Source organism: 'Vigna radiata' phytoplasma (assembly GCF_030586915.1).
Taxonomy (GTDB): domain Bacteria; phylum Bacillota_I; class Bacilli_A; order Acholeplasmatales; family Acholeplasmataceae; genus Phytoplasma; species Phytoplasma australasiaticum.
The window spans coordinates 19,250-27,780 of record NZ_JAOSIS010000005.1; the positions used below are offsets into that span (position 1 = coordinate 19,250).

Below are 8,531 nucleotides of genomic sequence, written 5' to 3' on the forward strand. Positions count from 1 at the left end.
ATTTATAAACGCGCGGATTAACATGATGGTCTAAAGGTACATTCGTTTCATTATAAAAATATAATTCAGTGAATTAAAAAAAATATCTTATTGATTTATATTATATTTTAATAATTTCGAGGAGGGATTATTTGTACTAGATGGATCTGAAATATAAATTCGATTATTGCAATATAAATAATTCTATGCCTATATTAAAAGGGATGAAAAAATATGAGTTTGTTACAAGTAAAAAATTTACATACTTATTTTCAATTTGAAAATTCTTTGATTAAAGCTGTGAGAGGAGTTAATTTTGAAGTTAAAGAACAAGAAACTTTAGCTATTATAGGCGAGTCTGGTTCTGGAAAAAGCCAGATTGCTTTATCAATTTTAAAACTTTTACAAACTAATCAAAAAATTGTTCAAGGAAAAATTATTTTTAATCAAGAATTGATTTCTGATTTCGATGAACAGCAAATGCGTAAAATTCGTGGTCAAGAGATTAGCATTATTTTTCAAGATCCTGTGTCAAGTTTAAATCCTTTATTAAAAATTAAAACACAAATTTTTGAAATTTTAAAATTACGCAAGGGTTTATACGGAAAACAAGCTCTTATTCAAGCTATAAAATTATTAGAACAGGTAGAAATTTCAGATCCTTATAAAATTTTGGAATCTTATCCATATCAATTATCTGGAGGATTATGTCAGAGAGTATCTATAGCTATTTCTTTAATTTGTCGACCAAAACTGTTGATTGCAGATGAACCTACTACTGCTATAGATGTTATAGCTCAAAAAGAAATTTTGAATTTAATCAAAGATATGCAAAAAAAATATAATATGTCTATGATTTTTATTACACATGATTTAAGTATTGTTGCTTCTTTGGTTGAAAATATTATTGTTTTATATAAAGGTATGATTGTTGAAAAAGCTCCTTGTAAAAAAATTTTTAGCAATCCTATGCATCCTTATACTAAAAAATTGTTAAATGATTTTTTATTAACTAGTATTTATCGTTCTAGTATTCAATCTAATGAAAATTTTTATAATGCTGAAAATGAAATTTTTGATTTTCGTAATTTTAAAAATTATGCAGAACCAGATTTAGATTTATATCAAGTATCTGATGAACATTTTATTAGTTGTACTTTAAAAAAATAATTTTTTATTATAATTAAGATGTTTATTTTAGAAATTTTAATTTATTATTTAGCAAAGGGATAAAGATAATTTTATAATGTTAGTTTGTAATAAAATTGATAAATTTTTTAAATTGAAAAAAGATTGTATTTTTTCTTTAAAAGGGATTAATATATCTTTATCATCCGAAGGTTTAGTTTTTATTGTAGGAAAATCTGGCAGTGGTAAAACTACTTTGATGAATATATTAGGTGGTTTGGAGAAAATTTCTGATGGAGATGTTATTTTTAAAAATAAATCTTTTCGAAATTTTAATGAAAGCGATTTCAATAATTATAGAAATCAATCAGTTGGATTTATTTTTCAACATTTTAATTTAATCGATGATTTGACGGTATTTCAAAATATATCAATTGTTTTAGAATTACAAGGTAAAAAAGTTGATGATAAAGTAATCAATAATATTCTAAATGAGGTAGATTTAGCTGGTTTTGGTTCACGTAATGTTAATGAATTATCAGGAGGGCAAAAACAACGAGTCGCTATCGCGAGAGCTATGATTAAGGAACCTGATTTTTTAATAGCTGATGAACCAACAGGAGCTTTAGATAGTGTAACGGGAGAACAAATATTAAGGTTGTTTTCGAAAATCTCTAAACAAAAATTAATTATTTTGGTTTCGCATGATTTAGAAATGGCTCATAAATATGCAGATCGTATCATTGAATTAAAAGATGGTCAGATTATTAAAGATCAAATAAGGAAATCTAAAAATATTTTTGTAGATATTTCGGATTCTGATGTAAAAAATAAAGAATTAACAAATAGTAATCTTATTGATTCAAAAACAATAAGTTCTAGGTTTTTTTCAAAATTATCTTTTTGTATGGCTTTTAATAATATGAAAACCAAAGCTATTTCATTATTTTTTAATATTTTGTTAACCACTTCTTTTTTGGCTTTATTAGGTTTTATATCGGTAATGTATTTTTTTAAATCTTCGTATGCTATTAAATCAGTTTTACAAAACCATTCTGCCAAAAATTTTATTTTTTCTAAAGGTTTAGTTTCTAATCAATATTTTGAAAAATTTTTTAATATGTCAACGATGACTTTTGATGAATTTAATTTATTGAAGCAAACAAATCCGAAAGTTTATTTGCAACCTATGATAAGTTATGAATTGACTAATGTTAAACAGGAATATGATTCCGATGTTTTTTTTGGCAATGTTATTGATTTTATAGAAACATCAGAAAATGAAAAATTTTGGAACGCAGTCGGTTATCACAAGCCATTAAATTTTGATAAAAATAAAATTTACATTTCTCGAAATTTTTATGAATTTTTACAATATTATAAGCGGTCAGGAAAGTTAAACAATATTTCTATTAATTCGAAAATATTATCACAACTATTGGATTTGGATAAATCTGTTGTAATCGAAATGACAGATGATCAGTATATACCTCGTATCAAACGTTATAATAATTTTAATCAAGATTACAATAAATTAAAATTAAAGAAAAAAACAAGTTTTTTTAGTACTATGAAACGCATGTTTTTAGAACAGTATTATTGGGTCGAAAATTGTTTTGGTAATCAAAATATAGTTTTATTACCTACAAAAGTAATGAATGAAATTATAACTCCGGATATTATACAAAAAGGTTATAACGAAGATGAAACTTTTAAGTTTTGTAAAATAATAGGTTGCACTAAAGGTCTATCTAAGACGGAAATAGATGATTTGGTTGATAATTATTATCATTTGTATATTAAGGATTTATCTGAAACAAAAAATCCAAATTTAACATTATCTAAAACTCCATTTGTAAGTTTATTTAATCTTCTTGAAACAGATATAAAAAAATCGATTTTACCATGGATTTTTGGAGCGTTTATTGCATTATCTATTTTTGCTGCAATTATGATAATTATTTTTACTAATAATTCTATTAAGCTTAGATACAAAGATATAGGCGTTTTAAGAGCTATTGGAGCTGGTAAAATTTATATTTTATCTATTTTTTTAATAGAAATGGCAATATTCTTTTTAATTAATTTAGGTTTAGCTTTAACTTTGATTAAATTATTTTTATTTAAAGCAAACAGTTGGTTTATTTCATATTTCTCTGTCCCTTTTTTGATGCCAAGTGGAAAAACTTATATATGTGTTTTTGTTTTAGGATTAATTTTTTATATATTAGTTACTTTTATACAAATTATCAAAATTACTATTAAGAAACCTATTGATATTATTAATTCTAGATAAATACTGTTTTATAAATTAGTTTTATTTATTTTATAAATATTAGAAAAAATAATTGAATTATAAAAATAAATATTAATGAAAAAAACAAATTTATGTTGACATTTTGTCAAAGATCATACATTATTATTATTGGTGATTTTTAATTAAATTAATGCACTAAAAACCAATGTGTCAATTTTCAAAAATTAATTTAATAATTAAAATTGTTTTTTAATATAATAATTTTTTAAATAATTAAATCTTGAGTTTAAATTTATTCTATTTGGTAAATAAACTTTATAGATAAATTCTATAAATAATTCAAATATAAACAGGAGCCATTAATTGATGAATAATCAAGAGTTAGCGTTAAAATTGCACGCGCAAAAAAAAGGTAAGTTAGCTACGGTATCTAAAGTAGAAGTTAATAATTTAAAAGAATTAGCTCTCGTTTATACTCCGGGAGTAGCAGAGCCATGTTTAAAAATTAAAGATAATCCTGAAGATGTATATAAATATACTTCTAAAGGTAATAATGTTGCAGTTATTAGTAACGGAACAGCAGTATTAGGTTTAGGAAATATTGGTGCTTTGGCTTCTATTCCGGTAATGGAAGGTAAAGCCGTTTTATTAAAGAAATTTGCTAATATTGATTCTTATCCTATTTGTGTAGATTCTGAAGATCCTGAAGAAGTAATTAATATCATTAGTAAAATTTCTTCTGTATTTGGCGCTATTAATTTAGAAGATATTAAAGCTCCTGAGTGTTTTGAGATTGAAGAAAAGTTGAAACAAAAATTATCGATTCCTGTTTTCCATGATGATCAACATGGTACGGCTATTGCTGTTGCTGCTGGATTGATTAATTCTTTAAAAGTTGTGCATAAAAAGATGTCTGAAATTGAAATAGTTATTTTAGGAGCAGGAGCAGCAGGCACAGCTATTGCGAAATTATTATTATTATTAAAACCTAAAAATATTGTTTTAGTAGATAAACACGGAGCTATTAATTCTAAAGATTTATCATTATTAAATGCAAGTCAACAAAAATTATCTAAAATAACTAATTTTTATAATGAAACCGGTAATTTAAATGAAATTATCAAAAATAAAGATGTTTTTATTGGGGTTTCTAAATCTAATTTATTAACGTCTGATATGATTGCTAGTATGAATAAAGATGCTATTGTATTTGCTTTGGCTAATCCAGTACCAGAAATTATGCCATTAGAAGCTAAGAAAGGTAATGCTCGTATTATAGCGACAGGTCGTTCAGATTTCCCTAATCAAATTAATAATTTATTAGTTTTTCCGGGAATTTTTCGCGGAGCTTTAGATAGTAAAGTTGCTCAAATTACAGAAGAAATGAAATTAGCTGCTGTTTATGCTTTAGCAGCTGTTATTCCTGAATCTCAATTAAATGAGGAAAATATTTTACCTTCTATTTTTAATCCTGAATGTACAAAAGCTATTGTTAAAGCTATAGAAAAAGTAAGTAATATATCTTAAAATAATAAATTTTATAAAATTAAATTTTATATTATTTTATATTTGAGAGAAAGGGAATTATTTTTATGCAAGGATTATTAATTTTACAAAATGGCTTTGAAGATTGCGAAGCTTTAGCAACAAGAGCTTTATTAAAAAATAATGGTTTTGATGTTACTACTTTGACATTTAATAATTCATTAGATGTGGTTTCTGCATCAAATTTAATGGTTAAAGTTGATATATCTAAAAATGTTATTTATGATAAATATGATTTTTTAATTATACCAGGCGGACCTTATGTTAAAGATGTTATAGAAAATGAACATGATTCTTTAAAAAACATATTAAATATAATTAAAATATTTTCAGATTCTAATAAAATTATTGCAGCTATATGCGCAGCTCCTGCATTTTTGGGAAAATTAAATTTATTAAAAAATAATTCTTTTACTTGTTTTCCTGGATATGAGATTTATATTAAAGAAGGAAAATATTGTCCTGACAAAATGACAGTTGTAAGTGGTAATTTTGTGACTTCACAATCACCTTGGACAGTTTTAGATTTTGTTAATGTTTTATTGAAAACGTTAAATAAATAATAAAAATTAATTTTTAATCTCAACAATATATTGATTATTTTAAATAAAAAAACAAAATAGGAAGTAGTCTTTTATATATGAATATAAATAGTTCTATTAATGATTCAACTTTTAATCCACATAAAAAACCTAAATTAAAAATTTTAGGTTTTTCGATTGAGTTTGCTTTGCTTTTATTGAGTATTTCTATAATGCATATTTGGATTTCTTATGACGCTACCAAAGGACAATTTAATTCATCTTGGCATAATTTAATTTCAGTTTTATTATTTACTATGATTTTAGCTGAAATATTAAAAGTAATAGGTAAAAAAATCCCCATTTTAAAAGATATGGGCGGAGGAGCAATTTTTTGTTTATTATTACCAGCTTTTTTATTTAATTATAATTTTTTTCCTCGTAATTTCGAAACATCATTAATGCAATTTCAAAGTGCATTTCGCGAAAGGATATCTTTTTTTAATAAAAATAGTAATATAGGTTTTTCTGAATTTTTTGTTGCTTCATTGGTTTGCGGTAGTCTTTTGAGTATTGATAAATTTATTTTAAAAAAAAATGGTCCTAAATTTTTATTTTTAGTTATTTTATCTTTAATCTGTTCTGGGTTAGTAACAGGACTTTTAGGCATTTTTTTAAAACCTATTGGTGGTATAGATAGTGTCCCTGGTAGTCATCGTAATAGTTTTTTAGATGCTATATTTTTTATTTTTGTTCCTATTTCGTGTGGGGGTTTAACATGTGGGATTATTCCTCTGATAAAAGTGTTTTCGCAAGGAATAGTTCGTTTTGAAGATGCTTTTAAAAACCACATTATCACTTCTTTGTTAATCGGTGGTATTTTAAGTGTTATGTTCGGTGGTTTAATTAAAAAAATTTTTGGTAATTCGGAATATAGTAGTCCTGAAGGTGAATTGGATAAGAATATAAATAAATTAAGTAATAATAAATTTAATCATCTCGAAAATGAAAAAAAAGATAATAACTCGAATTTAAGTTTTTTAAATATGAAAATGGGTTTGTTGATGATTTTCTCTTTATACGCTTTAAGTAGCATTTTTAGAACTTTATTATTAAAATTATGGCCGTCCACCAATTTAGAAAAATATATACCTCCTACTATTATTTTTTTAGTTATTTTGGTTTTATTGATTAAGTTTTTTGATTTGATTTCGGATAATTATATTCAATATATCAATCAAGCTTCTAAATTTATTACTCAATCATTTTCATCTTGTATTTTAGTAGTTGTTGGTATTAACATTAATATTTTAATGATTATTAATCGGATTTCTAATTTATCTTTTTTGTTCACTTGTATTGCTTGTGTTTTAACTACTGCTTTAACATCTGCTATAATTGGTAATAAAATGGGTTATTATCCGGTTCAAGCTTCAATTGCTGCTGGACTTTGTGCTAATAGTATTGGTGGTGCAGGCAATTTGGCTATTCTGGAAGCTTCTGATTCTTTAGAATTATCTCCTTATGCGCAAATTTCTACTCGTCTTGGTGGAGATTTAACAGTAATTGTAGCTAGTATATTTTTTCCATTATTTTACTTTATAAATTGATAAATGTTATCTATCAATAGATGATCTTTTTTAGAAAAAATTGTGGAATATTTAATTAAATTAGCTCTGATTGCTATAGAAACTGAACTTTTATGTTACCCTTCGTTAGGTTTAGTTTCTATAAATAGTTGCGGATCTCATCAAGATATGAATTTTAATCTTTTTATGAAGTCTAAAGAAACTTTTGGCATTTATTTTTATCATATTTATAATTTAGTTTTATCATATAAATCATTAAATTTTAATAAATTAAGAGTATTAGGTTTAGAACAAGAAAAACGCATGTTTGAAGTTACCAATAACATAAATACTCATAAAGGTTTAATTTTTTCTTTCGGAATTATTTATTATGTAGTTTCGTATGGTTTATTTCATAACATTCCTTTTTCTAATTGGCATTTTCAAACATGCAAATTAACTAAAGAATTACGTAAAGATTTTTTATATTTTAGTAATAAAACTCCTGGCGAAAAGATCTTTACAAAATTTGGAATTGCAGGAGCACGCGGAGAAGCTTTAACGGGTTATTATAAAATTTTTTTTCAAGGTTTGCCGTTTATTTTACGTATTTATAAAAAAAATCCCTATTTAAAAGCTCAAGAATTTTATTTATGTTTATTAATTTTTTATATGAGTATTATTGAGGATACAAGGGCGCCAAAGAGGCCTAAATTTCGTGCTATTTAACCAATAGCCAGGGCCGATAAACCCTGAAAGGAGATGGTCGGTTTAGTAAACGAAAGAATACTGGATTATAGCGGACCATAAAAGCGGGTTGCGACGAAAGCAAATTAGTCAAGACGACCCCGCCACCGAATAATTCTACGGAGAAGCCTGAGATGGCCTAAGAAGGAAAATTGATGTAATCTCAAAACCTGTTTGGAAGTTGCTTGAACGGACAGTCCAGAGTCTACTAGTATAAGTTGTATGTATTGAGTAGTTTATTAAATAAAAAAGAAACCTGGAATCAGCCTCTTAACGAGGATACTTCCCCTACAGAATCAAGGTCGAAATTTAGTGTAACTTGGAGAATCCTAAAACTAAGTAATTAAATTTACTAATCCGGAAATAAAAGCCCGGATGGTCAAGGATAAAGCATCTTCTTAGTAGTCGTAAGAGTAAACCTAAATTTGGAATAATTTAGTTAATCGGCTTACCAGGAAGAGAGTTAACTACTCTTATAGGGCGAAAGAAGAAAGTAATTTACTATTTATTCAATGGTATCGGGGAAGGAATTGATATATTATGTCAACAACGGTTTCACCAGAAACTAAACTTTCGCGAACATTGAATAAAATTCAATATTGTTCATCAAACAGCTACTCTCTAAAAAGAGAACTCCAGCAGGGAATGAATAACTTTTACAACACGTTAACAGCATTTAATAAAATTGCGGCTAACAAAGGAGCGGGTACACCTGGAATTGACAATAAAACCATCGATGGAATTAATCTGGAAAGATTACAAAGATACCATCGGGAATACGTCAAC

At 25.8% G+C, this 8,531-nt stretch carries 6 protein-coding genes and 1 pseudogene; all 7 read left to right on the forward strand.

Annotated elements, in window-relative coordinates; all coding sequences use genetic code 11:
• The first annotated feature begins 213 nt into the window (after positions 1 to 213).
• Positions 214 to 1,149, forward strand: coding sequence for an ABC transporter ATP-binding protein (locus OC710_RS00855; protein WP_004994884.1), 936 nt, complete (start codon positions 214 to 216; stop codon positions 1,147 to 1,149).
• Positions 1,150 to 1,225: 76 nt separating this feature from the next.
• Positions 1,226 to 3,403 carry an ABC transporter ATP-binding protein/permease gene (locus OC710_RS00860; protein ID WP_304514965.1) on the forward strand — a complete coding sequence of 726 codons (2,178 nt, stop codon included), beginning with the start codon at positions 1,226 to 1,228 and terminating at the stop codon, positions 3,401 to 3,403.
• Positions 3,404 to 3,730: 327 nt separating this feature from the next.
• Positions 3,731 to 4,891 carry an NAD(P)-dependent malic enzyme gene (locus OC710_RS00865; protein ID WP_004994877.1) on the forward strand — a complete coding sequence of 387 codons (1,161 nt, stop codon included), beginning with the start codon at positions 3,731 to 3,733 and terminating at the stop codon, positions 4,889 to 4,891.
• A gap of 65 nt (positions 4,892 to 4,956) precedes the next feature.
• The gene (locus OC710_RS00870) at positions 4,957 to 5,472 is read left to right on the forward strand and encodes a DJ-1/PfpI family protein (RefSeq protein ID WP_004994874.1); all 516 of its coding nucleotides are present in this window, start codon (positions 4,957 to 4,959) and stop codon (positions 5,470 to 5,472) included.
• Positions 5,473 to 5,549: 77 nt separating this feature from the next.
• Positions 5,550 to 7,040, forward strand: coding sequence for a 2-hydroxycarboxylate transporter family protein (locus OC710_RS00875; RefSeq protein ID WP_004994873.1), 1,491 nt, complete (start codon positions 5,550 to 5,552; stop codon positions 7,038 to 7,040).
• A 42-nt stretch (positions 7,041 to 7,082) separates the two neighbouring features.
• Positions 7,083 to 7,727, forward strand: coding sequence for a triphosphoribosyl-dephospho-CoA synthase (locus OC710_RS00880; RefSeq protein WP_004994871.1), 645 nt, complete (start codon positions 7,083 to 7,085; stop codon positions 7,725 to 7,727).
• A 558-nt stretch (positions 7,728 to 8,285) separates the two neighbouring features.
• Positions 8,286 to 8,531: pseudogene (locus OC710_RS00885) on the forward strand (group II intron reverse transcriptase/maturase); the annotation flags it as partial.

Coding starts and splice junctions, on each gene's coding strand:
- OC710_RS00870 (WP_004994874.1), top strand. CDS start 4,957: ATGCAAGGATTATTAATTTTACAAAATGGCTTTGAAGATTGCGAAGCT.
- OC710_RS00875 (WP_004994873.1), top strand. CDS start 5,550: ATGAATATAAATAGTTCTATTAATGATTCAACTTTTAATCCACATAAA.
- OC710_RS00860 (WP_304514965.1), top strand. CDS start 1,226: ATGTTAGTTTGTAATAAAATTGATAAATTTTTTAAATTGAAAAAAGAT.
- OC710_RS00855 (WP_004994884.1), top strand. CDS start 214: ATGAGTTTGTTACAAGTAAAAAATTTACATACTTATTTTCAATTTGAA.
- OC710_RS00865 (WP_004994877.1), top strand. CDS start 3,731: ATGAATAATCAAGAGTTAGCGTTAAAATTGCACGCGCAAAAAAAAGGT.